This window comes from Litorivivens sp. (genome assembly GCF_041624475.1).
In the GTDB taxonomy this organism is placed as follows: Bacteria; Pseudomonadota; Gammaproteobacteria; order Pseudomonadales; family Spongiibacteraceae; genus Litorivivens.
On sequence record NZ_JBFJUX010000003.1, the window covers coordinates 23,018 to 48,144 of the forward strand.

Here is a 25,127-nt window from a genome sequence, read left to right on the forward strand (position 1 = left end):
ATTTGTGTGTCCGCAAATGCACTTGCATGTTTCTGAATTAACTGTAAAATTTTTACACGCAATACGGGCCTGACCGGCCCGTTTTTGCATTCGATCAAAACACAAAAGCGGGTATCAGCCCACAAGGCGATAACACGCAAGCAGGCCAGGTGATAACCTTCACTCAGGCAACCATTCAATCGTCTGACGGCGGAGCCCCGCATGTCGGAAATCGAAGGTGCAGAAGGTGGTCAATCCTGGCCACAATGGGCTTAACTTGGCCCATCACACTGACATTCGATGGAAGGACGGTTTCATGCTGCAAGAGCTTGAAGAGCTGCGCGAACAATTACGCGACGACTTAGACCCCCAGGAAACTGAGGAATGGCTGGATGCCCTCGACGGTGTCTTGCGTCATCAAGGCAAGGCGCGAGCCGCCTATCTCTTGAAGATGCTGGTGCGCCACGCCGCCCAGCAAGGCACCAAACTTCCTCCTGCAATCACCACGCCCTTTCGCAACACCATCGAACCGACCGCTGAAAAACGTATGCCCGGCGATCTTTTCATGGAGCGCCGTATCCGCTCGCTGATTCGCTGGAATGCGCTGGCAATGGTAATGCGCGCCAACGACAACAACGAGGCTCTGGGCGGGCATATTTCCTCCTTTTCCTCAGCGGCAACGCTCTACGATGTGGGCTTTAACTATTTCTTTCGCGGTGGTGACAAGCCGGACCTGGTTTACTATCAAGGCCACAGTGCGCCGGGTATGTATGCCCGCTCTTATCTGGAAGGGCGCTTGAACGAAGATCAGCTCGACAATTTCCGTCGCGAAGTGGACGGTAACGGGCTTTCCTCTTATCCGCACCCCTGGTTAATGCCGGACTACTGGCAATTCCCTACCGTCAGCATGGGACTCGGGCCGATACAGGCCATTTATCAGGCCCACGTGATGAAGTATCAGCATAGCCGTGGTCTGGTAGATCAGGCGGATCGCAAGGTCTGGTGCTTCCTCGGCGATGGCGAGTGCGACGAGCCGGAATCGCTTGGTGCTATCGCGCTGGCCGGTCGTGAACAACTCGATAATCTGGTTTTTGTCGTGAACTGCAACCTCCAGCGCCTTGATGGGCCGGTGCGCGGCAACGGCAAGATTATTCAGGAGCTTGAAGGCGTATTTCGCGGTGCGGGCTGGAACGTCAACAAGGTGATCTGGGGCCGCCACTGGGATCCGTTGTTAGAGAAAGACAAAGAGGGCTTTCTCAAGCGCCGGATGAATGAAGTCTGCGACGGTGAGCTGCAAAATTACAAAGCCAATGGCGGCGCTTATACCCGCGAGCACTTTTTCGGCAAGTACCCTGAGCTGCTGGATATGGTCAAAGACCTGTCTGACGACGACATCATGTACCTGAACCGCGGTGGCCATGACCCCTATAAAGTCTATGCTGCCTATGCCAACGCCGTTGAGCATAAAGGACAGCCCACCGTGGTGCTGGCGATGACGGTCAAAGGCTACGGCATGGGCAAGGGCGGTGAAGCCCAGAACGAAACCCACGGCATCAAGAAACTGGATCTGGAAAGTCTGAAAAAATTCCGCGATCGTTTTGCGGTACCGATTTCCGATGCAGAATTGAAAGAGGTCCCGTATTACCGTCCGGCGGAAGACAGCCCAGAAATGGTTTACATGCGCAAGCGACGCGAAGAACTGGGTGGCTATCTGCCGGCGCGCAAGGCCGACTTCGACGCACTTGAGGTGCCTAGTCTTGATGACCTAAACGGTCAGCTGAAGGGCAGCGGCAAAAGAGAAATTTCCACCACCATGTCCTTTGTGCGTACCCTTTCAACCCTGGTGAAACACAAAGGCGTCGGCAAGGTTGTGGTGCCCATTGTTCCCGACGAGGCGCGTACCTTCGGTATGGAGGGGATGTTCCGTCAGCTCGGTATCTACTCGTCGCAGGGCCAGCGCTACACGCCGCATGACTCCGACCAGATCATGTACTACAAGGAAGACAAGAGCGGTCAGATTCTGGAAGAGGGCATCAATGAGGCGGGTGCTTTCAGTGCCTGGCTGGCGGCTGCGACGTCTTACAGCAACCACGGTCTGCCGATGGTGCCGTTTTACATTTTTTACTCGATGTTTGGCTTCCAGCGCATTATGGATCTGGCCTGGGCGGCGGGCGACAGTCAGGCGCGCGGTTTTTTGATGGGCGCAACGGCCGGTCGCACCACGCTGAACGGCGAAGGTCTGCAGCATCAGGACGGACACAGTCACCTGATGGCCAACATGATACCAAACTGTCTGTCCTACGACCCCACCTATGCCCATGAGCTGACGGTGATTATCCAGGATGGCATGAAGCGGATGTATCAGGACAAGGAAAACGTGTTCTATTACATCACACTGATGAACGAGAACTACGGTCACCCGGAAATACCCAAGGGCTGCGAAGAGGGCATTGTTCGCGGGCTCTATCTGCTAAGCGAAAGCGATCAGAAAAAACCAAAACACCGCGTTCAGCTTATGGGCTCGGGCACCATACTGCGGGAAGTGGAAGCAGCGGTTGAATTGCTGGCGGACTATGGTGTGGCCGCCGATGTCTGGAGTGCGACCAGTATCAATCAGCTGCAGCGCGACGGGGCAAACTGCGAGCGCTTCAACCTGATGCACCCGGATGAAGAGGCTCGGGTGCCGTATGTGTCGCAAATGCTCGACGGTCGCGACGGCCCGGTCATCTGCGCCACCGATTACATCAAATCTTACGGCGAGCAGATTCGCCCCTATATCAATAAGCGCTTTGTGGTGCTGGGTACCGACGGTTTCGGTCGCTCTGACACACGCAGCAAGTTGCGCCACCACTTTGAAGTGGATCGCAGCTTTGTGGCTCTGGCCGCCCTGAAAGCGCTGGCGGATGAGGGTGAGATCGAACGCTCCGTGGTCAGCAAGGCTATCCAGAAGCTCGGCATCAACCCCGACAAACCCAACCCACTCTACGCCTGAGTGTTAAGGACAGAATCGTGAGTAAAGAAACTATCAAGATTCCCGATATCGGATCCGATTCCGCCGACGTGATTGAGATCAGTGTGGCGGTGGGTGATGAGGTAGCCGCTGAAGATTCGCTGGTAGTGCTGGAGTCTGACAAGGCCTCAATGGAAGTGCCCTGCCCGAAGGCGGGAAAAATCACCGCGATCCTCGTGAAGGAAGGCCAAAGCATCAGTGAAGGCGATGATCTGGTGGAGATCGAGGTCGCTGGCGAGGACGGCGCGGCAGAAAGCGAAGAGACCAAGTCGGAAGATACCGAGTCGGAGGATGCCAAAGCTGAAGAATCTGCAGCATCGGATCAAAAAGCTGAAAACAATCAAGACGAGAGCCCGCCAGCAGCTGCCGAAAAGACACAGGAAGAGGGCGGCTCACAGACGGTATCGGTTCCCGATATTGGTACCGACGACGAAGTCGATGTCATAGAAGTCTGTGTCGGCGAGGGCGACGAGATCAGCGAAGGCGATTCGCTGGTGGTGCTGGAGTCTGATAAGGCGTCGATGGAAATACCCTCGCCTTATAGCGGCACCGTCGAATCAGTTGCCCTGAAAGAGGGGAGCAAAACCAGAACAGGCGATCAGGTTCTGGTTATGCGCGTGGCAGGCGCCGTCGCCTCAGAGCCTGAGGAAAAACCTGAGCACAAGCCTGAGGCGTCAACGGAGTCTTCAGAAAGTTCGTCGCCAGCCAAAGCCGACAAGCCCGAACAGTCCGCTCAGGACAAACTGGCCCTCGGTAAACAGGCCAACAAGGCGCCTGGAGGCGAGGTCTATGCCGGCCCGGCGGTGCGCAAACTGGCGCGGGAATTCTCGATTGACCTCAAGGCGGTCTCCGGTAGTGGGCCGAAAGGTCGGGTGCTGAAGGAAGACCTGCAGGACTACGTTAAAAGCCTGGTAGAGAACAAAGCTCCTGCCGGTGCCGCTGGCGGTGCGGGTATTCCCGCTGTCCCCGAAGTGGATTTCGCTCAATTTGGCGAGGTGGTGGCGGAGCCTGCCAGCAAGCTGCATAAGTTGACCGGCGCCAATATGCATCGCAGTTGGCTGAACGTACCCCACGTGACCCAGTGGGATGATGCGGATATCACTGAACTGGAAGCCTTTCGCAAAGGGCTGAAGGGCGAGGCAGAGCAAAAGGGTGTGAAAATGACGCCCATGCCTTTCCTGCTGAAAGCCTGCGCGGCGGCATTGAAGGCTAACCCGAAGTTCAATGCTTCGCTGGCCGACAACGGTGAAACCATTGTCTACAAGCAGTATGTGCATATCGGGATCGCCGTGGATACTCCGGCCGGACTGGTGGTGCCGGTGGTACGCGATGTCGATAAAAAATCCTTGTGGGAACTGGCGGAAGAAACCGCCGAGTTGGCGGCCAAGGCAAAAGACCGCAAACTCAAACCTCAGGAAATGCAGGGCGGCTGCTTTACCATTTCCAGCCTCGGCAATATTGGCGGTCAGGGCTTTACACCGATTGTGAACACACCGGAGGTGGGCATTCTCGGGGTATCAAAACTGACGGTGAAGCCGGTATGGAATGGGCAGGAGTTTGTGCCGCGCGAGATGTTGCCGTTGTCGCTGTCCTACGATCACCGGGCGATTAACGGTGCAGATGCCGGGCGTTTCTTCAGCACCTTGAATGAGGTGCTGGGGGATATTCGGCGATTGTTGCTGTAGCCCATTCGAAGCCCCTCACCCCGACCCTCTCCCAAGGGGAGAGGGGGCGTCTAAATTAGCTTAGGGAGATACCCTCTCCCACTGGGAGAGGGCAGGGTGAGGGCATCAGCGCTGTTGAAAGCGCTGCTTGCGCCGATAGGGGAACAGGTCCGGCACAAAGCCCTTGCTGATCTTGTCCTGTAAATCCTGCCACCACTCCGGGTCATACAGGTCGCTGTGGAGCTCATCAAAAACTTTTTTAGCGCGCTGATTGCCTGAGAAAAACAGGCGAAATTCCTCGGGAAAAACATCTTCCGGATTTACTTCATACCAGGGTTGGGTCGACATGGCCTGCTCGTCATTCTGGGGTTCCGGCAGTGAGCGGAACTTGCAATCTACGAGGGGGCAGATTTCGTCGTAGTCGTAGAACACAACCCGACCGTGGCGGGTTACGCCGAAGTTTTTCAGCAGCATATCGCCGGGAAAGATGTTGTTGGAAGCCAGCTGCTTGATGGCATTGCCGTACTCGTCCATCACACTGTAGAGCTGATCGTCGTCACATTGCTTCAGGTAGAGGTTGAGAGGGATCATTTTGCGCTCGATATAGACGTGCTTGAGCACCAGAGCATTGCCGCTTTCCTCGATTTTCGACGGAGCTTCTTTCTTCAGTTCGGCCATCAGTTCTTCGGAAAAACGGCGGCGGTCGAAAGCCAGGTTGTTAAACTCCTGGGTGTCCGCCATACGCCCGCCCCTGTCCCAGCGTTTTACCAGGCTGTAGCAGGCCTTGACGTGTTCCTGACTCATTTCCTTGGGTGGGGTAAAGCGATCCTTGATCACCTTGTACACATAGTCAAAGTCGGGGCGGGTAAACACCAGCATGACCATACCCTTGATCCCCGGCGCAATGATATAGGGGGCATCGCTGTTGAGGGTGTCATCGACGGCAAAGCGGAAGAACTCGGTTTTGCCGTGTTTTGGCATGCCCATGGTGTTGTAGAGCTCGAATACTTCCTTGTGTGGCATCAGTTTGTGCAGGAAGGCGACGTACTCCGAGGGAATGGACGCGTCGACCATAAAATAGCTGCGGGCGAAACTGAACACGATGCTGATGTCATCGGGATCGTAAAGCAGGGTGTCGACGTAGACTGAACCTTCGCCACTGTTCTGGATGGGCAGAACAAAGGGCAGGCTGGTGTCGCCGCAGACAATGCGGCCGACGAGGTAGGCGGCTTTGTTGCGGAAAAACAGAGATTCCAGTGTTTCGGCTCTGGCCCTATGATTTTTGGTGTCGAGTTTGGGCAGCAGTTCCCGTTCCACCAACTCCATGATGAAGCCGATATCCCGCTCCTGGTCTTCCCAGGGGATATTGAAGTGGCAGTTATCCAGCATCTCCTTAACGACATCGCGACCGTCGCCGCGAAAGTTGTAGACGTGGATGATGCGTTCACTGCCCTCCGGCTTATAACCCTGCGGTGCGGAGACAAAGGCGTGTAGCTCGCGCACTTTTTCGTGCTCGAAGATATAACAGTAAATGGAATTGAAAAAAGACTGGGCGATTTCAAAGTTCGGGTGGTGCTGAATTAATTCCGAGTATTCAGCTTTGGCAACTTCCCAGTTATCCCGATCGTAGACGCCGCCGGCAGTAATCGTAGTTACTGCTTCGGCTACAATTTTCCGCTTTTGCTTCCACAGGTCCAGGCGGTCGCGCATGGCCTTTTGCGCGGCTTGCCAGTCGGCGGCTTCAAAGCGCGCCTGGGCGCCGAGTGTGATGTTTTTGTACTCGGCGAAGAAGGCATCGAAGCCATTCAATATGGCAAGGGCCAGGCGGCGGGTTATGGTGGTCACAGGAGAAATGGCTCCGGGTAGACGAAGTACGAATGATAGCGAGTTACCGGCGGGCGAATAAAGTAATTTCCCTCACCCTGTCCCTCTCCCAAAGGGAGAGGGAACCCTCCATTGTGTTTCAGTGCGCACCCTCTCCCAAAGGGAGGGGGAACCCTCCATTGTGTTTCAGTGCGCACCCTCTCCCTTAGGGAGAGGGTTGGGGTGAGGGGGTTTACAGCAGCGCGTCTGCGAGTATTGGTAGTACTTCAGGCTGTTGCGCGTTGATCAGCAGCGTGCCAATTTCACCTCGGGCGCCAGCAGCCTTCCAGTCCTGAGCGCGCTCGCGAATTCGCGCTTCCGGGCCAACCAGTGCGATGTCGTCTACCAGTTGATCGGGTACTGCATTGCGGGCTTCGTCTTTTTTACCGGCCAGATACAAATCCTGAATCTTTTCGGCGGCGTCACCGTAGCCCAGGCGGGTTGCGTAATCCGTGTAGAAGTTCTTGCCCTTGGCGCCCATCCCGCCAATATAGAGTGACAGGAAATCCTTGATGAAGTAGCGGCAGCCGTCGAGATTGTCGTCCATGACCACACCGACGGTAGGCGCAACATCAAAGTTTTCCATGCTGCGACCACTTTTGGCGAAACCGCGATCCAGGTCCTTTTTCAGCACATCAAACTTTTCGGGAATCATAAACACAGGGAATACGCCATCGGCGACTTCAGCCGAGTTGGCCAGGCCGGCAGGGGTAATGGAGGCCAGGTAAATCGGAATGTTGGGATTGCCGTGCAGAATGGACTTCAGTGGTTTTCCCAGTCCGGTGGTGCCTTCGCCTTTGACCGGCATTTGATACATCTTGCCGTCGAATTCGACCGGGGCTTCGCGCTCAAAAATCTTGCGCATGATCTGGATATATTCCTTGGCGCGGGTTACCGGCTTGCCGTAAGGCACCCCGTGCCAGCCTTCAACCACCTGCGGGCCGGAGGCGCCGAGGCCCACTAGAAAACGACCGTTAGACAAATGGTCGAGGGTATTGGCGGTCATGGCTGCCATCGCAGGAGTACGCGCAGGCATTTGCATGATGCAGGTGCCGACCTTGATTTTGTCGGTCTGCGCCAGGATCCACGCCGCCGGGCTGATAGAGTCCGAACCATAGGCTTCGGCGGTCCAGACTGAATCAAAACCGAGGGACTCGGCTTTCTTGATCAGATCCATGGGGATGGTCATTTTCTTGCCAGAGTAGCCCAGCATCATTCCGAGTTTCATAACAGCTCCTTATTCTTGGTTCAGTTGTCGTCGCCGAGATCAGTCAGCTTGAGTGCTTCGCCTGCGACAATCACGCCGGTGCGGTCCGCGTAGATAAAGTTGCCGGGTTGAACGCTCAGGCCGGCAAACTGCAGATTGATGCCGGTGCGGCCTTCGCCGCGTTTCTCAGTCTTGCGGGGAATGCTGCCCAGCGCCATCACGCCAATGTCCATATCGGCGATATCTTCAAGATCGCGAATATAGCCGTACACAATAATGCCTTTCCAGCTATTGTCCATAGCCATGCGCACCAGTTTATCGCCCAGCAGTGAGCGCCGCGGCGAGGCGCCGCCGTCAACAACCAGTACTTTGCCCTCGCCATTGGTACGCAGAGACTCACCAACTTTGGAATTGTCTTCAAAGCATTTGACGGTGGCAATTTCGCCGTGGAAGTTGTCATTGCCGCCGAAGTGGCGGAAAACAGGGTCGGCTACCTGGACCTTGTCGCCGTAGGCATCGCAGAGATCGGGAGTGGATATATTAGTCATGGTGCCTCCTTTCTTGGCGCCAGACGTCGGATGTTTGACGCACACCTAAACCAAAAAGGGGCGACATAATGTCACCCCTTATCGTAGTCAGCTAGTAAAGCTCACAATCAACCAAACTGGTTCATCGTGTTGTCTTTACCACCGGCCTTCAGCGCGGCTTCACCGGCGAAGTATTCCTTGTGGTCGTCACCGATGTTAGAGCCAGCCATGTCCTGGTGCTTAACGGTGGCGATGCCCTGACGGATTTCCTTGCGCTGAACACCTTCAACGTAGGCCAGCATGCCTTCGTCGCCGAAGTAACCTTTGGCCAGATTGTCGGTAGACAGGGCCGCAGTGTGGTAAGTCGGCAGGGTGATCAGGTGGTGGAAGATACCGGCTTCACGCGACGCATCGCGCTGGAAGTTGCGGCACCACTCGTCGGCCAGTTGGCCCAGCTCGGTGTTGTCGTACTCTTCGCTCATCAGCTTGGCGCGATCGTAGCCAGACAGATCCTTGCCTTCTTTTTCCCAGGCATCGAATACCTGTTGGCGGAAGTTCAGGGTCCAGTTGAAAGACGGGCTGTTGTTGTAAACCAGTTTCGCGCTGGGAACCACTTCGCGGATACGGTTTACCATGCCGGCGATCTGGCCAACGTGGGGCTTCTCGGTTTCAATCCACAGCAGGTCAGCACCGTTCTGCAGGCTGGTGATACAGTCCAGAACCACGCGGTCTTCGCCAGTGCCCGGCTTGAACTGGAACAGGCCAGAGCGCAGGCGCTTGGGCTTGAGCAGTTTGCCGTTGGACTTGATCACAACGTCGCCGTTTTCGATCTGGTCGGCAGATTCGATGTACTCGCCGTCGAGGAAGGCGTTGTACTGGTCGCCCAGGTCGCCTGGCTCTTCTGTTACAGCGATCTGCTTGGTCAGGCCGGCACCCAGAGAGTCGGTACGGGCAACGATTACACCGTCATCGATACCCAGCTCAAGGAAGGCGTAGCGACAGGCGCGGATTTTCGCGAGGAAATCTTCGTGCGGTACAGTTACTTTACCGTCCTGGTGGCCACACTGCTTCTCGTCAGATACCTGGTTTTCGATCTGGATACAGCAGGCACCGGCTTCGATCAGTTTCTTGGCCAGCAGGTAAGTGGCTTCAGCGTTACCGAAACCGGCGTCGATGTCAGCAATGATCGGTACAACGTGAGTTTCGTAGTTGTCGATCTTGTTGATGATTTCTTCTTCCTTGGCTTTGTCACCAGCTTCACGAGCTTCGTCCAGGCCACGGAACAGGTGGTTCAGTTCCCACGCGTCAGCTTGCTTGAGGAAGGTGTACAGCTCGCGGATCAGGTCAGCGACAACTGTTTTCTCATGCATGGACTGGTCGGGCAGGGGGCCAAACTCGCTGCGCAGGGCGGCAACCATCCAGCCTGACAGGTAGAGGTAGCTTTTATCGGTTGTGCCGAAGTGTTTCTTGACCGAAATCATCTTCTGTTGACCGATAAAGCCGTGCCAGCAACCCAGAGACTGGGTGTACTTGCTGGTATCAGCATCGTACTCGGCCATGTCTTTACGCATGATGCCGGCGTTGTACTTGGCGATATCCAGGTGGGTGTTGAAGCGGTTTTGCAGCTTCATGCGGGCAGCGGCTTCCGGCTTGATGTCGCGCCAGGCGTCACCCATCTGCTCGCGCAGTTTGGCGATGTGTTCGATAGTTGAGCGATAATCAGACATATTCGATCCCTTCTCGTGTCGAATGGAGTTGACGGATGCCGCGTATTCTAGGGCTGGGCTCCTGATTTATCTAATTTATAGACTTAATAGCGAGTATTTTTCGTGTAAATAGCATTCTCCCCATCACTCAGGGGAATTTCTGCCAACAAAAAGTATTGTAGACAGCGCGGTGGCGTCTATAAATGAAGGTGTGGCACACAATCCCGGTAGTTTTGTTTATTTTCTGCGTGAATTGCGTGGATAATATGGATTAATTTGTGAAATTATCCTGCGCTCGCTAACATGCCCGCAAACTCCGGTTCCCGGACTGCCGGGCATTTGTACTTACCAAGACCTGTATATTAAGGAGCAAGCATGTCTTCATCTTCCACCAAGCGCATCGAACACAGCGGCCTGCAGATTGCAGAGGTGCTGTATCGCCTGGTCAACGAAGAAATTGCACCGGGCACCGGAGTAGAGCCAGACCACTTCTGGTCGCAGTTCGCGGCCATCCTCAAGGATCTGGCGCCCAAGAACAAGCGTCTGCTGGCCGCGCGTGACGAAATGCAGGCCACCATCGACAGCTGGCACCGGGAGAACCCGGATTTTGACGCCGCCAAATACAAAACCTTTCTCGAGGATCTGGGCTACCTGCTGCCAGAGCCGGCCAATGTTGAGGTTAGCACCTCCAATGTGGATGCCGAGATTGCCACCCTGGCGGGTCCGCAGCTGGTCGTGCCGGTCATGAATGCTCGCTACGCCCTGAACGCGGCCAATGCCCGCTGGGGCAGCCTTTATGATGCGCTCTACGGCACCGATGTGATTCCCGAGGACAGCGGCGCCGATAAAGGTAAAGGTTACAACCCGGTGCGCGGCAACAAGGTCATTGCCTACGCCCGCAAGTTTCTGGATACCCATACGCCGCTGGCGAATGGTTCACACGCTGACGCCACCGGCTATACCGTTGGTGACGGCCAGCTGCAGGTAGCGTTGAAGGATGGCAGCACCCAGGGCCTGAAGAACACCGATCAGTTTGTGGGGTATGCGGGTGATACTGCCGCGCCCAGCAACATTCTCCTGATTAACAACGGCCTGCACATCGATATTCAAATCGACGCAGAGCACCCGATTGGCAAAACGGACCCGGCCCATGTCAAAGATGTGGTGCTTGAGGCCGCATTGACTACCATTCAGGACTGCGAAGATTCTGTCGCGGCGGTTGATGCTGAAGACAAGGTGGTGGTTTACAGCAACTGGCTGGGCCTGATGAAGGGCACGCTGGAAGAATCCCTGGAAAAGGGCGGGAAAACCATCACCCGCCGTCTGGTTGAAGACCGCGTCTTTACCGCCAAAGACGGTAGTAAGTTGACTCTGCACGGTCGCAGCCTCCTGCTGGTGCGTAATGTGGGCCACCTGATGACCAACGAGGCGATTCTGGACGCCGACGGCAACGAGGTTCCGGAAGGCATCATGGACGGCATGGTCACCGCACTGGCGTCCATTCACGATCTGAAGCGCACCGGCACCCTGTGTAATTCCCGTGAAGGCAGTGTGTACATCGTTAAGCCGAAAATGCACGGCCCGGAAGAAGTGGCCTTTGCCTGCGAACTGTTTGATCGAATTGAAGACGCGTTGGGCCTGACCCGCAACACCCTGAAAATTGGCATCATGGACGAAGAGCGTCGCACCACGGTGAACCTGAAAGCCTGTATCGCCATGGCCAAGGAACGGGTGATCTTTATCAATACCGGTTTCCTTGATCGCACCGGTGACGAAATTCATACCAGCATGGAAGCGGGCGCCTTTGTGCGCAAGGCTGACATGAAGCAGCAAGCCTGGATCAAAGCCTACGAAGACTGGAACGTCGATATTGGTCTGGAATGTGGCCTCAGTGGCAAGGCCCAGATCGGTAAAGGCATGTGGGCCATGCCCGATGAAATGGCGCAGATGATGGACGCCAAAATTGGCCATCCGAAGGCCGGCGCCAACTGTGCGTGGGTACCGTCACCTACCGCCGCGACTCTGCACGTAATGCACTACCACGAAGTCAGTGTTGCCGATGTCCAGCAGCAGCTGGCAAAGCGTCAGCGAGCAGCACTGGATGATATTCTGACCATTCCGGTAGCCAAGGACACTAACTGGTCTGCGGAAGAGATTCAGAATGAACTGGACAACAACGCCCAGGGCATTCTTGGTTATGTTGTGCGCTGGATCGATGCCGGTGTCGGCTGTTCCAAAGTGCCGGATATCAATGACGTTGGCCTGATGGAAGATCGCGCCACCCTGCGTATCTCCAGTCAGCATATCGCCAACTGGCTGCGCCACGGGGTCTGTACTGAAGAGCAGGTCATGGAAACCCTCAAGCGCATGGCCGAAGTGGTAGACCGCCAGAATGCGGGCGACCCGGAATACGTGAACATGGCACCGAACTTTGATGACAGTGTGGCTTTCCAGGCCGCCTGTGATCTGGTGTTCAAGGGTACCGAGCAACCCAATGGCTATACCGAGCCGGTGTTGCACGCCCGTCGCCGAGAGCTTAAGGCAAAGCGCGGCCAGTAGCCTGATCGGGCACTGGGCGCTTTCCAAACCGACTTCATACCTGTCAGTGTGAGGCTTGCCCGGCAATTTGCCGGGCTTTTTTTTAAGCCCTCTGGACTGTGTTTCCATTCGGCGAAGCTTCTGGTTAAATGATTTTTCATAATTATTATTGGGCTTGAGGCATTTATCCTATGAATTTGTCCCGCGTTGATCTCAATCTGCTGGTGTATCTGGACGTGCTGCTGCGTGAAAAAAACGTGACGCGTGCGGCGGAGCAGTTGGGCATCACCCAGCCAGCCCTGAGTAACGGCCTGCGCCGCTTGCGGGAACTGTTTGGCGACCCCTTGCTGGTGCGAACCAGTGAGGGGATGACGCCCACAGAGCGCGCCAATGAACTTCAGCCTCAAGTACGTGGCATACTGGCCTCGGTTGAAAAGGCCGTGCTGCCGGTGGCGGAGTTTGATGCCAAAACCAGTACCCGGGTGTTCCGGATTATGGCCACGGACTATGCCGAATCAACCCTGCTGGCGCCGCTCTTGAACGACCTGCGCGATGCGGCCCCCGACATCACGCTGGATATCCTTACGCCCTCTGACGTGTCCTTTCAGGATCTGGAGCAGGGCAAAATCGACATGGCCATTAACCGCTTCGATCAGCTGCCCCAATCCTTTCATCAGGCTACGGTCTGGCGTGACAGCTTTTCCTGCCTGATGAGCGCCGATAACCCCGTGCTGGAAAATTTTGATCTGGAAGCCTATTTACAGGGTAACCATATCTGGGTCAGCAAGACCGGTATGGGAGTCGGGCGCGGCATGAACACCAAGGACCCACAGCGTCTGGGTTGGGTTGATGAGGCGCTGGCAGAATCCGGCCACACCCGCCGCATCCGCCTGTTTACCCGTCACTATCAGGTTGCCGCGCTGCTGGCCAGTCAGCCGGATCTGATTGCCACGCTCCCGACTCAGGTTGCCCGCCTGCACGCGGAGGATTCGCGGCTGGCAATTCGCAAACCGCCTTTCATGATCATACCGATTGAGCTGAAGATTGCCTGGAGTCCGCTGCTGCAGCACGATCCGGGACATATCTGGCTGCGCCGCGAAATTGTCGATCTGGGCCAGCGGATTATTCAGGAAACCACAAACCGGTAGGCATTTAATCGCATTATCGGCTAGGCTCATCCAAAGCAAAAAAATAAAAATGGATAAGGCTATGCCACTTTACAAGCGTCCGGTCGACCTGCTGTTGTTCAGTTTTTATTGTATTTCCGTTACCTACGGCCTGTTGTTCAGCCTGCCCGAGGCGTTGGGTGTGCCGGTGAGTCCGGATAGCCCCTGGCCGCCACTGCAGTGGCTTCATGGCTGGGCTGTCGCGGAAGAACCACAGCACCTGAACCCACCTATGACCCTGCTGGCCAGCACTGCGCTTGATGGTCTGGTGCATTCGCCCTTTCTGCTGGTTCTGTTGTATGCCTTGTGGAAACAGCGTAATTGGATTCGCCTGTGGGCCTTACTGTTTGCCGGTTCTTCCGTCACCAATATGTATTTTTACTTTTACGAGACCTTTAATGGCGCTCATCCACCGCCGAATACGCTCTATTACCTCGCCTTCAACTTGCCCTGGATGCTCATGCCCATGCTGCTGGCCTGGCGCATGTGGCCCGAACGGCCGTTTGACGCGGAGCGTTGAGGCGCAGCGGTATAGTCGGGCATGTTCCCCCATCAACCGGGAAAAACGCCCATAATCCGGGCTATTTTTCCTGTTTTCCGTGACCTCGAGGCTTCAAAATGGCATCCTGTGCAGCTCATTTACTAACGAGGTTACTATGAAAATCGCAAACAACTGTGCCGTCTCCTTCCACTACACCTTGACTGACGAAGACGGCCAGACACTGGACAGCTCCGAAGGTCGCGATCCGCTGACCTATCTCCACGGCCACAATGGCATTATCCCCGGTCTGGAAAACGAGCTGGCAGGCAAAGAGGCAGGTGAGTCGCTGAAGGTTGTTGTGCAGCCTGCTGACGGTTACGGCGAGATCAATCCCGACCTGCTGCAACAGGTTCCTCGTGAGGCCTTTCAGGGCGTAGAAAGCATAGAGCCGGGCATGCAGTTCCAGGCCCAGGGCGAGGGCGGTCAGGCGCAGATGGTTGTTGTCCGCGAAGTCAGCGAAGAAGCGGTTCTGGTTGATGGCAACCACCCCCTGGCCGGACAGGTACTGAACTTTGACGTGACCATCGATTCGGTGCGTGAAGCATCCGAAGAGGAAATTGCTCACGGCCACGTTCACTAAGTAAAAGGCCGCTGCGATATTCGCAGCGGCTACTTTCCATGCTAGTTGTCACTGATCTCGACGGCACCTTACTCGACCACCACACCTACTCCCATGCGCCCGCGACGGCGGCACTGGCAGAGCTCGCCCGCCGCAACATTCCTGTTGTACTCAATACGAGCAAAACGCGCACCGAACTGGTGCAGTTATTGCCTGCACTACAATTGAACACCCCCTTTATTGTCGAAAACGGCTCCGCGGTTTATCAAGCCGATGGTGAGGCGTGTCAGGTATTGGGTGTGAAACGCCCGGTCTTGCTGGAGACGCTGGATGAGGCGCGCCGCCAGGGCTTTGAATTCCGCAGTTACCGCGATCTGCGGCTTGACGGCGTGATGGCGCAAACCGGCCTGGATCGCGCGGCTGCCAAGGCCTCGCTAGACCGGGAATTTACCGAACCCTTGGTTTGGCGGGGAACGCCTGAACGGCGCAGAGAATTTATCAGCTGGATTCAGGCACAGGGATTGCAGTGTCTGGAAGGCGGGCGTTTTCTGCATGCAATGGGGCGCTGTGATAAAGGTGTGGCCATGCAGAAGCTTCGAGAAAGCTACTATCCTGATATAGAGGGCCCGGTGGTGGCACTGGGTGATAGCGAAAATGACCTTGCCATGCTGAAACGCGCGGATATCGCGGTATGTATTCGTTCGACCAGCGGCAGGCGTTTGCGCCTTGAGAGTGGACCAAACAACACCGTGCTGCATACCTTGGCCTGTGGCCCTGAAGGTTGGGCAGAAGCGATAAGCGATATTTTACAAACGAACTAAAACAGAAGGAGTGGCGCGATGGGTGACTTTTATCAGGGGGGAATGGTTGCCACCCTGCATAACCTGGTCGATCGGCCGCTGAAAGATCTCGAGGCCGATCTGATCGATTTTTCGAAATCCCGGCCAATGAGTTTGGTGCTGCCCAGCCTGTTTTCTGAACTGCAGGGGCAGGCGCTGGAAGATATTGTGCAGAATCTACGCGATGTGGCTTATCTCAGTGAAATCGTGATCGGCCTCGACCGTGCTAGTGCCGACGAGTTTCGGCAGGCGGTCAATTATTTTGGCCGGCTGCCTCAGCACCACCGCATTCTCTGGAACGACGGCCCACGCCTGCGCGCTATCGATCAGCGCTTGCAGGCCGAGGGGCTGGCGCCGCGTGAACCCGGAAAAGGGCGCAATGCCTGGTATTGTCTGGGCTATGTGCTCGCCTCAGGGCGCGGCAAGGCAATCGCTCTGCACGATTGCGACATCGTGACTTACGAGCGACTGCTGCCGGCGCGCCTGTTTTACCCCATAGCCAATCCAGCCTTCAGTTATGAATTCTGCAAGGGCTATTACGCGCGGGTTACCGACACCAGTATCAACGGCCGGGTCAGCCGCTTGCTGGTGACACCGCTGGTGCGGTCCCTGAAAAAGATCTACCCCAATACTGACTATCTCGACTATCTCGATAGCTTTCGCTATCCCCTAGCCGGCGAGTTTTCACTGCAGGCCGACGTGGTGGGTGAACTGCGCATCCCCAGTGATTGGGGGCTGGAAATCGGTCTTTTGTCCGAGGTGTACCGCAATTATTCCAGCAACCGTCTGTGTCAGGTGGACATAGCAGATCGTTACGACCATAAACATCAGGATTTGTCAGAACACGACGACGGCGGTGGCTTGTCGAAAATGTCGATTGATATCACCAAAGCGATTTTCCGAAAACTGGCGATCAACGGCGCGGTGTTTTCCAACGAAACCTTTCGTTCGATCAAGGCGACCTACTACCGCACCGCCCTAGACTTCGTCGAAATGTATTACAACGATGCGCGCATGAATGGCCTGAGTCTGGATATTCACCGGGAAGAGCAGGCGATTGAACTGTTTGCGGCCAATATTGTGAAGGCGGGAAATATCTTTCTCGACAATCCTATGGAGACACCTTTTATCCCGAGCTGGAATCGGGTGGTGAGCGCGATACCGACTATTTTGGATGATCTGCGTGAGGCAGTCGAAGCGGATCGCAGGGAGTTTGCCGGGGGTGAGTAACAGCAGCGATTTCGCGCTTTTTCAGGCGACCTTGCAAAGCCAGCTCGCTTTTCTTTACGGCGAAGAACGCGCCCCGACACTCTGCCGCGAGGTGATAGCAAGTTTTGGTTTCAGCGACCAAACACAGGGGCCCAAGCCGTTTACCAATCACTGGGATCAGAGCGACGTCTGGGTGATCACCTATGGTGATAGTATTCAGCGCGAGCCGGAGCCGCCGCTGCAGGTTCTAAAGCAGTTTCTCGATAAGCATCTGCTGGACGTGATATCCGGTGTGCATGTCTTACCGTTTTTCCCCTACAGCTCTGATGATGGCTTTGCGGTTATCAATTACGCGGAAGTCAACTCCTCGCTGGGCGATTGGCAGGACATCGAAGCTCTGGCGCAGAGTTACAGCCTGATGGCGGACTGCGTTATCAACCATTGCTCCAGTCGCAGCCTGTGGTTTGAAAACTTCAAGAAGGGCAGTGGTGTTGGTTCAGATTTCTTTTTTACCGCATCACCCGAAGACGACTTGAGCCAGGTCGTCCGCCCACGAACCAGTCCCTTGTTGCGTGAGACTGAAACGGCCGATGGTGTGAAGCACGTCTGGTGTACTTTCAGTCACGATCAGGTGGACCTGGATTTTCGTAATCCGGCGGTGTTGCTGGAGTTTCTGTCGATTATCAAACTCTATATGGATAAAGGCGTGCGCATTTTTCGCCTGGACGCCATAGCCTTTCTCTGGAAGGTTCCGGGCACCGATTCGCTTAACCTGCCGCAAACACATGAAGTGGTGCGCCTGATCAGAACTGTTGCTGAACACTACCGCAATGACGTGGTCATCATTACCGAAACCAATATTCCCAATCGCGAGAACCTCAGCTACTTTGGCAACGCCAATGAGGCGCACCTTGTTTACAACTTCTCCCTGCCGCCCTTGCTGTTGCATACCTTGTTGAGCGAAGACTGCAGCCATCTGAAAACCTGGCTGATGAGTATGCCGCCAGCGCAACACGGCACAACCTACCTTAACTTTATTGCCTCGCATGATGGTATAGGATTGCGTCCCGCCGAAGGGCTGCTGTCTGATCACGAGCTGTCGCAGATGGTGGCGAGTATTGAAGGCTTTGGCGGTAAGATATCCTGGCGGGCACTGGAAAACGGCGAAAACCGCCCCTACGAGTTGAATATCAGCCTGTTTGATGCGCTCAAGGGTACCCATGCCGGAGAAGACGATCTTGCGGTAGGCCGCTTTGTCTGCGCCCATGCCATTATGCTGGCGCTTGAAGGGATACCGGCCTTTTACATTCACAGCCTGTTTGCAACCCGCAACGACTATCGCCGTCTGGAAAATACCAGTCACAACCGCTCTATCAATCGCCATCAGTGGCAGTGGCAGGAATTGCTGGATGCGCTAAGCGAGGAGGGGGCACACAAAGCCGTGTTTGAACAATTGCAGGCACTGATTCGCTTGCGACGGGTCCAGCCGGCCTTTCATCCCAATGCCACCCAATACACCCTGCATATCAATGATCAGGTCTTTGCCTTCTGGCGTCAGAGCGCCGACCGGCGCCAGAGTATTTTTGCCCTGCACAACATCTCACGTAACCCACAGAGCATCAGCCTCACGCAACTGAATCTTATCGCGACCGATAACTGGCGCGACCTGATCAGTGGCGAGGTTCTGAGCGACATCAAGGTGAACATTGAGCTTGGCCCATACCAGTGCCGCTGGATAAGTAACTAATCCTGTCAGACCTGTTAAAAAGTGCCTGTTGTCGGCTGATCCGATGTGATACATCTATTCCGATGGAGTCGGCTTGGCTGTTCCGGGGTAAAAGTGGGGCGACCAAAGGTGCCGGACCAAACGAATCGAGGTGTTTTTTCTGTATGCCAACGTCAGGGCCGTTCCTTACAAACTGCCGGTTTTTGTTAGCTACGCTGGTAGCTTTCAGCAGTCTTCTGGTCTGCGCCAGCGCTCAAAGTGCGCCCAGGTCGGAGCTGGAGCTGCAGCGTGAGTTGTTTGTGGTCGCTGTCGATGAGGCGCGCCGGGGTAATCTTGCAGAAGCCCGGGCTGCGAGGCAAGGCCTGCAGGACTATGCGCTTGTCCCCTATCTGGACCTTGAACTGTTCAAGGCGGAAATCCATACCCTCAGCCACGAATACGCCAGTCGTGAAATGACGCGCTACAAAGGTACCGCCGTTGGTTCACTGATGAAGCAGGCCTGGCGAGCCAAGCTGGCGCGGAATCAGGAGTGGGAGGCTTTTCTGAAGGCTACCAAAGGCAGGGCGCCGCGGGGCTTGCAGTGTGACTTTGTGCGGGCGCTGCGGGCAACCGGAGAAGATGCCAAAGCCGACCGTGAAACGCAGTCCCTGTGGCTTACCGGTTACTCGCTGCCCGATAGCTGCGATGACGTCTTGGCCGAATGGCTATCGCGGCTGGGTATTGAGGAAGTTGAGCAAATGCATCGACGCCGGGCCGAGTTGGCGATCGGCAGCGGGCAGAGCGGTCTTGCGCTTTATTTGCTGCGCAAAGTACCGGGCACCGAGACGGAGCGTGAATTGCTGCGGCAACCGGAGAGCCTGCATGAACTGGGCGGCAAACTGGAAGTCACCCCCTTCAATCGCCAGCTGGTGATTCTGACCCTGAAGCGGCTGGCCGCCCGGGACTATGAAGCGAGCAACCCGCTCTGGCACCAGCTTGCCCGTCGTTTTCAGTTCACAGATGCCGAGAACTACACGCTGCGAGATACCTTTGCCCGGCAGATTATTGCCGACGGCGCACCCTATGCCCGCGACTGGCTGAATGCCAATGATCAGAATTTTGAAGATCCCTACCTGACAGAGTGGCGCGTGCGCCTGGCCCTGAAAGACGGTGATTGGCGTGCGGCCCAGCATTTCATTCAGGCACTTCCGGCCGAAACGCATAGTGATGCCCAGTGGCAGTACTGGTCGGCGCGGGCCGACATCGAGCTGCGCCAGGCGATGACTGAGGAAACCCGGGCTTCTCTTGAATATCTCGCCCAAAGCCGTGGCTATTACAGTTTTCTGGCTGCCGATATGCTGGGCAAGGACTATCAGATGGGCGAACGTCGCACGGTTAATCGCGAACTTATGCCTGCCATTGAAAAGCTCCCGGCCGTACAAAGAGCGCGTGAACTCTATTGGCACGGCTTGGTGCGCAACGCTGATGCGGAATGGCGGCGGGCTTTGCGCAAACTGAATCGCGACGAGCAGGTGGCGGCTTCCCAGTTGGCGCTGGAATGGGGCTGGCCGAATGCAGCGGTGATGACGGCGATCAAGGCAAAAGAGTGGGACGACCTGGAGCTACGCTTCCCGCTAGCCTTTGCCGACACCTTTAAAGAAAACGCCAAGGCTCGTGATATCGATTTGAACTGGGCCTACGCCATCGCCCGACAGGAAAGTGCCTTTGCCGAACACGCGCAGTCGCGTGTCGGGGCTCGGGGAGTGATGCAGCTTATGCCCGGCACGGCGCGCACCATCTCCCGAGAACTGGGCAGGCCGTCGCCCAAGCTGCAGGAGCTTCACAACCCGATCGTGAATATCGAAATGGGCAGCTACTACCTCGGCCGCTTGCTAAAGGATTTCGGCGGTAATCATATTCTGGCGACAGCCGCCTATAATGCTGGTCCTGAGCGCATTCGCCGGGTGCTGGCGCGGCAGAAAGAGCCGTTGCCGGCTGATATCTGGATCGAAAACCTGCCTTACGGCGAAACCCGCGAATACATCAAGAATGTACTGGCTTTCAGTGTGGTTTACGGGCTCAAGCTCAAGGGCTGCAAAACGCCGAGTGTACAGGCGGGCTGCAATGCCAAGGGCGAGGCGCGTTACGCCTATATCGAGCCGCAGCCAGAGGAAGCGGCGCCCGCAGCAAGCGGAGGCTAGTGCCGGAGTGACGAATCGGCTAGGGTGGCGACTTTGAAAACACAGCGCTGCCCTGACTATGCATATTCTGGTTTTATCCGCCTACCACGCCGCCAGTCACGACTACTGGCTGCAGGGGCTGCAGAAGGCTCTGCCCGAGCATTGCTGGGATACCCTGACCTTGCCGCCGCGCTATTTCAACTGGCGTATCCGCGGTAACCCACTGAGCTGGTACAGTGAAGGCCGACCCGAACTCGAAACTCCCTATGACCTGATCATCGCCACCTCAACCGTGGACGTGGCAAGCCTGCGCGGCCTGATACCCGCTTGGCGCAATACGCGGTGGGTGGTCTACTTTCATGAGAACCAGTTTGCCTACCCGCCTTCGCCTGAGGGCAATGTCCGCCAGCAGGTCGAACCGCAGATGGTGAACCTCTATGCGGCGTTGTCGGCGGACGCTCTTTGGTTTAATTCGCGGTTCAATCTCGACAGCCTGATAGACGGCTGCGAAGCCCTGTGTCGCAAGCTGCCCGATCGGGTGCCTTCTGCCGGCTGGTTTCATGGTCTGCGAGAAAAGGCTCTGGTGTTGCCAGTGCCGCTGCAGGAACAAAATGGATCGCCGCCACGCGCGGAGGGCCTTCGCGGCAGCGTATTGCGCGTAGTCTGGAATCATCGCTGGGAATACGACAAGGGTGTCGACCGACTGCTGGCGCTGGTCAATGAGCTTAACCGGCGGGTTTTGCCGGTGCGGCTGACGCTGCTTGGGCAGCGCTTTCGCAGCGTACCGCAGGCCATGACGGACCTGTTGGCTCTACCGGCAGGTGCTGTGGTCGTGGAGTGCCCCGATTTCATTGAGAATCGCGAGCAGTATCTGGCTTTGCTCGGAGAGCAGGATGTGGTGTTGTCGACTTCGCTCCACGACTTTCAGGGGCTGTCGATTATGGAAGCCGTGCAGGCCGGCTGTGCTCCCTTATTGCCTGACCGCCTGTGTTACCCGGATTTCTTCGACGCCCAATACCGCTATAGCAGCTTCCCGAATGACATTGAAGCGGAAAGCAAGGCGCTGGCAGATCGATTGCAAGTATGGATCGAGCGCGGATTGCCCAATGTGCCCGATTTGTCAGGCTTAGTCTGGAGTGCCCAGGCGACCCGGTATCGGGCGGCCATAGCTCATGCTCTTGGTAACAATTTGCCCCGAGAGCCAGTATCATAGGCGCCTTTGTTTACCCTGTGATCAGTCTGGAGTCCTTCTGTGTCACCTGAAAAGTCTCGCGTTCTGACCGGCATTACCACGACCGGCACTCCCCACCTTGGAAACTATGTGGGCGCCATACGCCCGGCGATTGCCGCCAGTAAATCCGCTGAACTTGACTCCTACTTTTTTCTGGCCGACTACCACGCCCTGATCAAGTGTCACGATCCGGCGCAGGTACAGCAGTCGGCGCGTGAAATTGCCGCCACCTGGCTGGCACTGGGGCTGGATACCGAAAACACCACCTTTTACCGCCAATCCGATGTGCCGGAAATCCCTGAACTCACCTGGGTGATTACTTGTGTGACCGCCAAGGGTTTGATGAATCGCGCCCACGCTTACAAGGCGGCGGTGCAGGCCAATGAAGACGAGCAGCAGGATCCGGATTACGGCATCACCATGGGGTTGTTCAGCTATCCGATTTTGATGGCGGCGGATATTCTCGCTTTTAACGCGCACAAGGTGCCGGTTGGGCGTGACCAGATTCAGCATATCGAAATGGCGCGGGATATCGGCCAGCGTTTCAATCATCTTTATGGCGAAACCTTTACCCTGCCTGAAGCCCAGATTGACGACGATGTCGCCGTGCTCAATGGTCTCGACGGTCGCAAGATGAGTAAGAGTTACGGCAACACCATTCCGCTGTTTCTTCCGGAAAAGAAACTGCAGAAAGCGATCAATAAAATCAAAACCAATCTGCTGGAACCGGGTGAGCCGAAAGACCCTGACACCTCAACCGTGTTTCAGATCTGGCAGGCCTTTGCGTCCAAAGAGCAGACGGCCTGGATGCGCAAGCAGTTTGAAGAAGGCATCGCCTGGGGGCAGGCCAAGAAAGAGCTGGGTGCGCTGATCAACAGCGAGTTGTCTGAGGCTCGGGAAGAGTACGAAAAGCTGATGGCCGATCCGGGCTTTGTCGATGCCGAGCTGCGCAAAGGTGCGGAAAAGGCTCGCGAGCGGGCAGGTAAGTTGCTGGCTAAAGTGAAAGCGGCGGTAGGTATCCCGCCGTTGTCGTAAGCGCATTCTCAAAAGATCCCTCACCCTATCCCTCTCCCAGAGGGAGAGGGAACCGATATTCCAGCTTCAGTGCGCACCCTCTCCCTATGGGAGAGGGCTGGGGTGAGGGGGAGCGGTCTAGAATTCTGCCGTAATCCCCACATAAGCACTGCGCGGCTCACCGATAAAATAGCGGTAGTTGCCACCACCAAACGTTACAAAGTCCGCCCGCTCCGCGTAGTCTTCGTCGGTCACGTTGGTTACGCGCACCGAGATTTCCAGGCCTTTGGTAAGACCCTGCGCCAAACGCAGGTTGACCAGATTGTGGCCGTCGTACATCGCTGTATTCGCTTCGTCCAGATAGTGCTCGCCCACATGCACCCATTCCAGCTCAGCCGTGGTGGCGGAGAAGGGCTTCCATAAAAGCTGGGCGCTGGCGAGCTGACGCGGCGCGGTATCAATCTCATTGCCCTCAACACCCAGCACATTGTTGTCGTACTGACTCTTGGCGTAGCTGCCCTGAACATCAAGGCGCAGGTTGTCGAGAATATTCCAGCTGATATCCAGTTCGATACCGCGACGCAGGGTTTTGCCGTTGCTGAAGTTCAGCCGGTTGCTGTCCTGCAGAATAACGTCGTCCTTCTCCAGGCGGTAGGCTGTGATGGAAGCGTTCACACGCGACCAGTTCCCGCGCAGGCCAATCTCCGCATTGGTGACTTCTTCCGATTCCAGATCGGCCTTCACCTGACCGGACTGCAGACGGTAGAGTTCGGTTGCCTGCGGCGCGCGAAAGCCGCGCGAGAAATGCACCACCGCATCAACGGTGTCGCTGAGAGCTTCGCGGTAACCCAGATGACCGGACCAGTTGTAAAAGTTGTCCTTGTCATCGGCGGGCCGGGTGTAGCGACAGGGGCTTGGGCAGGGAACGCCATTCTCATCGTCATTGCCGTCAAGCATGAGGTTGTCGTAGTCGTAGCGCTGTATTTCATAGCGCATGCCGGCGTTCAGCTCGCGCTCGGCTTTGGGCTGCCAGGTACCGCCCACAAACCAGGCGGCAGTGGTGGCGTCTACTTCATAGTCGTAGTGTTTCCCTGTTGGAAAAACTGCAAAGGTGGGGGCTGCTTGTTCTTGCTGGAGATAGCTTTCAGTGATGTCGAGGTCAAAGCCGTAGTGAAGGCGAGTATTTGATCCCTGACTGCTGTAGAAGGCGGTTTGCACCCCGGCACTTTTCTGGCCGTTTTCTTCTAATGGTGTGCCGGGCAGAAAATGTTGCAGGAACGCCATCTCGGTGTAGCGCAAATAGGGTGTCGCGACGAAGTGGGTATTCTGGCTGCCTTCCCGCTCCCAGCGACTGTAAAACCGTCCGCTGCTGGTATCGCGGTAGGCTTCCGGGTTCGGATTGGATTTTTTCAGTGCTTCGTTTTTGTAGGCATCCTGCCCAAGCACAAAGCCAGCGGTTTCCTGATTAAGGTTGGTTGCTGTCAGTACATTCTGGCTGCTCCAGACGCTACCGGAATAATCATAGCGCAGGGTCATTTTCTGCTGGTCAAAGCCTGAATCGTCCTTGTAACCACCGTCGTGGGCGCCATTGGCGTAAAAGCCTATGCGGTGGTTCTCATTGCCCTGGCTGTGCTCCAGCTTCAGGCGGCTGTAATCGTGGGGGCCGCCCTCGGCAGAAATGCGAGTAGAAGGTTCTTCGGTGGGCGCGCGGGTAATCACATTGATTACGCCGTTCAGGGCGTTCGAACCATGCACGGCGGTACCGGGGCCGCGAATCACTTCAACGCGCGCGGCCTGTTCACTGTTGGCGTCAAACAACTGGTTGACGTTGCAGAAGCCCGGCGCGCGCAGGGGAATGCCATCCTGGGCCATGTAAAAGGCACCACAGGAGCCGCCGCCGGTCAGCACGGCAGAGCGAATCGCCGTGAGGTGTTCCTGGCCGTTGCCGCGGGAAACCCAGACGCCGGGGGCTCGGTTAAGCAATTCATTGATATGGGTATGAGAAACCCGCTCGATAGCCTGCTCGCCAATAACGGAGAGACTGTTCAGTGGTGCCTCGGTCTGCTCGATACGGCTGGCGGAAACAATGACCTGTTCCAGTTCTGCCGCCAGGGTCAGTGTTGTCGCACCTGCCAGTGCGGCCCCCAATAGCGCCTGTTTTTGTTTTGTCAGCATGGTGATTCCTGTAT

General features: G+C 56.2%; 17 protein-coding genes. 12 read left to right on the forward strand and 5 right to left on the reverse strand.

Going from position 1 to position 25,127, the window contains the following annotated elements:
* Positions 1-295 precede the first annotated feature (295 nt).
* Positions 296-2,971, forward strand: a complete 2,676-nt coding sequence (gene aceE / locus ABY734_RS04805; RefSeq protein WP_372777868.1) for a pyruvate dehydrogenase (acetyl-transferring), homodimeric type — start codon at positions 296-298, stop codon at positions 2,969-2,971.
* 17 nt (positions 2,972-2,988) lie between these two features.
* A complete protein-coding gene (gene aceF / locus ABY734_RS04810; protein ID WP_372777869.1) occupies positions 2,989-4,674 on the forward strand; it encodes a dihydrolipoyllysine-residue acetyltransferase in 1,686 nt (561 codons plus the stop codon).
* 105 nt (positions 4,675-4,779) lie between these two features.
* On the opposite strand, the gene aceK is transcribed toward aceF, so the two are convergent.
* From aceK to ABY734_RS04830, 4 genes are all read right to left on the reverse strand, one after another.
* The gene (aceK, locus tag ABY734_RS04815) at positions 4,780-6,498 is read right to left on the reverse strand and encodes a bifunctional isocitrate dehydrogenase kinase/phosphatase (protein ID WP_372777870.1); all 1,719 of its coding nucleotides are present in this window, start codon (positions 6,496-6,498) and stop codon (positions 4,780-4,782) included.
* 211 nt (positions 6,499-6,709) lie between these two features.
* A complete protein-coding gene (locus ABY734_RS04820; protein ID WP_372777871.1) occupies positions 6,710-7,744 on the reverse strand; it encodes an LLM class F420-dependent oxidoreductase in 1,035 nt (344 codons plus the stop codon).
* A gap of 20 nt (positions 7,745-7,764) precedes the next feature.
* Positions 7,765-8,271: a ribonuclease E activity regulator RraA gene (gene rraA / locus ABY734_RS04825; RefSeq protein WP_372777872.1), complete on the reverse strand. Its 507-nt coding sequence runs from the start codon at positions 8,269-8,271 to the stop codon at positions 7,765-7,767.
* A gap of 107 nt (positions 8,272-8,378) precedes the next feature.
* Positions 8,379-9,977, reverse strand: a complete 1,599-nt coding sequence (locus tag ABY734_RS04830; protein WP_372777873.1) for an isocitrate lyase — start codon at positions 9,975-9,977, stop codon at positions 8,379-8,381.
* 354 nt (positions 9,978-10,331) lie between these two features.
* Between ABY734_RS04830 and ABY734_RS04835 the strand changes: the two genes are divergently transcribed.
* The 10 genes from ABY734_RS04835 (at position 10,332) to ABY734_RS04880 (ending at position 22,959) form a co-directional block, all read left to right on the forward strand.
* Positions 10,332-12,515: a malate synthase G gene (locus ABY734_RS04835; RefSeq protein WP_372777874.1), complete on the forward strand. Its 2,184-nt coding sequence runs from the start codon at positions 10,332-10,334 to the stop codon at positions 12,513-12,515.
* Positions 12,516-12,685: 170 nt separating this feature from the next.
* The gene (locus tag ABY734_RS04840; RefSeq protein ID WP_372777875.1) at positions 12,686-13,642 is read left to right on the forward strand and encodes a LysR family transcriptional regulator; all 957 of its coding nucleotides are present in this window, start codon (positions 12,686-12,688) and stop codon (positions 13,640-13,642) included.
* Positions 13,643-13,703: 61 nt separating this feature from the next.
* Positions 13,704-14,180: an emopamil-binding family protein gene (locus ABY734_RS04845; protein ID WP_372777876.1), complete on the forward strand. Its 477-nt coding sequence runs from the start codon at positions 13,704-13,706 to the stop codon at positions 14,178-14,180.
* A 136-nt stretch (positions 14,181-14,316) separates the two neighbouring features.
* Positions 14,317-14,781 (forward strand): peptidylprolyl isomerase, encoded by a 465-nt coding sequence (locus ABY734_RS04850; protein ID WP_372777877.1) that lies wholly within the window; start codon positions 14,317-14,319, stop codon positions 14,779-14,781.
* Positions 14,782-14,819: 38 nt separating this feature from the next.
* On the forward strand, positions 14,820-15,581 hold the full coding sequence (locus tag ABY734_RS04855; protein ID WP_372777878.1) for an HAD-IIB family hydrolase: 762 nt from the start codon (positions 14,820-14,822) through the stop codon (positions 15,579-15,581).
* Positions 15,582-15,599: 18 nt separating this feature from the next.
* A complete protein-coding gene (locus tag ABY734_RS04860; RefSeq protein ID WP_372777879.1) occupies positions 15,600-16,829 on the forward strand; it encodes a glycosyl transferase in 1,230 nt (409 codons plus the stop codon).
* Positions 16,830-16,860: 31 nt separating this feature from the next.
* Positions 16,861-18,555, forward strand: coding sequence for an alpha-amylase family glycosyl hydrolase (locus ABY734_RS04865; RefSeq protein ID WP_372778190.1), 1,695 nt, complete (start codon positions 16,861-16,863; stop codon positions 18,553-18,555).
* 182 nt (positions 18,556-18,737) lie between these two features.
* Positions 18,738-20,714: a transglycosylase SLT domain-containing protein gene (locus tag ABY734_RS04870; protein WP_372777880.1), complete on the forward strand. Its 1,977-nt coding sequence runs from the start codon at positions 18,738-18,740 to the stop codon at positions 20,712-20,714.
* A 58-nt stretch (positions 20,715-20,772) separates the two neighbouring features.
* Positions 20,773-21,906: a DUF3524 domain-containing protein gene (locus ABY734_RS04875; protein ID WP_372777881.1), complete on the forward strand. Its 1,134-nt coding sequence runs from the start codon at positions 20,773-20,775 to the stop codon at positions 21,904-21,906.
* A gap of 39 nt (positions 21,907-21,945) precedes the next feature.
* Positions 21,946-22,959, forward strand: a complete 1,014-nt coding sequence (locus ABY734_RS04880) for a tryptophan--tRNA ligase (protein ID WP_372777882.1) — start codon at positions 21,946-21,948, stop codon at positions 22,957-22,959.
* 117 nt (positions 22,960-23,076) lie between these two features.
* Here the strand turns inward: ABY734_RS04880 and ABY734_RS04885 are convergent, their stop codons facing one another.
* Positions 23,077-25,113, reverse strand: a complete 2,037-nt coding sequence (locus ABY734_RS04885) for a TonB-dependent receptor (protein ID WP_372777883.1) — start codon at positions 25,111-25,113, stop codon at positions 23,077-23,079.
* Positions 25,114-25,127: the final 14 nt, after the last annotated feature.

Excerpts from the sequence above, each read along its gene's own strand:
- aceE (WP_372777868.1), top strand. The coding sequence starts at position 296 with ATGCTGCAAGAGCTTGAAGAGCTGCGCGAACAATTACGCGACGACTTA.
- ABY734_RS04820 (WP_372777871.1), bottom strand. The coding sequence starts at position 7,744 with ATGAAACTCGGAATGATGCTGGGCTACTCTGGCAAGAAAATGACCATC.
- rraA (WP_372777872.1), bottom strand. The coding sequence starts at position 8,271 with ATGACTAATATATCCACTCCCGATCTCTGCGATGCCTACGGCGACAAG.
- ABY734_RS04830 (WP_372777873.1), bottom strand. The coding sequence starts at position 9,977 with ATGTCTGATTATCGCTCAACTATCGAACACATCGCCAAACTGCGCGAG.
- ABY734_RS04835 (WP_372777874.1), top strand. The coding sequence starts at position 10,332 with ATGTCTTCATCTTCCACCAAGCGCATCGAACACAGCGGCCTGCAGATT.
- ABY734_RS04840 (WP_372777875.1), top strand. The coding sequence starts at position 12,686 with ATGAATTTGTCCCGCGTTGATCTCAATCTGCTGGTGTATCTGGACGTG.
- ABY734_RS04845 (WP_372777876.1), top strand. The coding sequence starts at position 13,704 with ATGCCACTTTACAAGCGTCCGGTCGACCTGCTGTTGTTCAGTTTTTAT.
- ABY734_RS04850 (WP_372777877.1), top strand. The coding sequence starts at position 14,317 with ATGAAAATCGCAAACAACTGTGCCGTCTCCTTCCACTACACCTTGACT.
- ABY734_RS04855 (WP_372777878.1), top strand. The coding sequence starts at position 14,820 with ATGCTAGTTGTCACTGATCTCGACGGCACCTTACTCGACCACCACACC.
- ABY734_RS04860 (WP_372777879.1), top strand. The coding sequence starts at position 15,600 with ATGGGTGACTTTTATCAGGGGGGAATGGTTGCCACCCTGCATAACCTG.
- ABY734_RS04875 (WP_372777881.1), top strand. The coding sequence starts at position 20,773 with ATGCATATTCTGGTTTTATCCGCCTACCACGCCGCCAGTCACGACTAC.
- ABY734_RS04885 (WP_372777883.1), bottom strand. The coding sequence starts at position 25,113 with ATGCTGACAAAACAAAAACAGGCGCTATTGGGGGCCGCACTGGCAGGT.